The sequence below is a fragment of the Thioclava sp. UBA3469 genome (genome assembly GCF_002378135.1).
GTDB lineage: Bacteria > Pseudomonadota > Alphaproteobacteria > Rhodobacterales > Rhodobacteraceae > Thioclava > Thioclava sediminum.
This window is the reverse complement of record NZ_DFRG01000010.1, coordinates 14,282-15,838: the sequence shown is the minus strand read 5'-3', so window position 1 is coordinate 15,838 and position 1,557 is coordinate 14,282. Positions and strand designations below refer to the sequence as shown.

Genomic DNA, 1,557 nt, shown 5'->3' with positions numbered 1-1,557 from the left:
CGAATCCTACCGCCCCAGCCACTTTTCTCAGTAGAACTGAATTGTTTTAGGTTTCTCTGGCCGCTCAGGCCGTGAGATCGTCGTCTGCTTGGCTTGGTAACAGGCGGCGGCGACGCGACGTCTCCAGAGCTGCGCTCTCTCGACCCAAACGACGGCCACAAATCGCAGCCCCCTTCGCTCGAGGACGGACGGCTTCACTTCGCCGCCGGAATCACGCTGACCAACTATTCCAACCGGACCTTCATGTGGTCGCGCCGAACAACAGCTCGAACGCGTTTTCACAATTGAAAACGGCGCCGTTTTGGTGGCGCATGTCGGTCATCTAAGGGGAGGAGGAGGCGGTGACCTCAGGGAGGAGGAGAGAGGCCACCGCCAATTTCCGAGGCTCAGGGAGGAGGAGAGAGCCTCAGGAACTGTTGCAACGATTTGCTCGATGCGTTGAAATCTTTTTCGCACAAATGCTGCGCCGCAGAAACAGTTTATTCGACATAGCCGCGCTGCGCCTTCCGCATAGCTGACGGCGGATCACGATCCGTGCTGCGGGGCACTGACCTCGGCCGACAGACCCGGGGCCAGTCGTTGGGCCTGCGGTTGATCGGGGTCGATCGCGATCCGGACCGGCACACGCTGTGCGATCTTGGTGAAATTCCCGGTCGCATTAGAGCCCGACAACAGGCTGAACTGCCCCGCCGTCGCGGGCGAGAACCGCTCGATATGGCCTTTGAACTGCGTCTTTCCGAGCGCATCGACGGTAAAGGTCACTGGCTCGCCCATCTGCAGCCCCGCAAGCTGGGTCTCCTTGTAATTCGCGATCAGCCAGAGATCGGAGGGCACGAGCGAAACCAGCGTGCTCCCGGCGCTGACGAATTTGCCGACTCGCGCCGAGACCTGACCCAGCCTCCCATCCTCGGGCGCACGGATCACGGCGTGGTCGAGCGCCACCTGCGCCGCATCCAGCGCGGCCTGCGCCGCATCGGTTTTCGCGGCGAGCGAGCGTTTGTTCAACTGTGCCGTCTGAACCGCTTGCTCGGCCACGTCGATGGCGCTTTGCGCTTCCTGCACGCCCGCCTTCGCCTGATCGAGCGTGAGCTGCGCCTGATCGGCATCCGATTGCGAGACATAGCTTTTCTTCGTCAGTTTTGACGCCCGGTCGCGCGCGGTCTGCGCCGTGGCTTGAGCTGCTTTCGCCGAGGCGAGCGAAGCCTGCTTCGCCTCGAGCGTCGCCTTCGCCGAATTCACCGCCTGCGCCCCGTTCGACTGCGCGGCCTTCGCCGTCTCCAGCGCAGCCTGCGCCTGCTCCACCGCCGCTTTCAGCGCGCGATCGTCGAGACGCACCAGCACATCGCCCTTGTTGACCTCTTCGAAGTCGCTGACAGGAACGTCCGTGACCTCGGCCGCGACCTGTGCAGAGATCGGCGTAACTTTGCCCTGCAGATAGGCATTGTCGGTCCAAGCGACGTCAGAACGGAACGGCGGCAGGCGCCATGCATAGAGCACGGTCGCGACACCGGCGAGCGCGATGAGAAGGATCAGGGCGGAAGCGAGATAGCGGCGGGA

General features: G+C 63.0%; 1 protein-coding gene. It reads right to left on the bottom strand.

Annotated elements, in window-relative coordinates; genetic code table 11:
- Nucleotides 1–525 precede the first annotated feature (525 nt).
- A partial coding sequence (locus tag B3D39_RS00750) for an HlyD family secretion protein (RefSeq protein WP_286789287.1) occupies nucleotides 526–1,557 on the bottom strand: 1,032 nt, incomplete at its 5' end.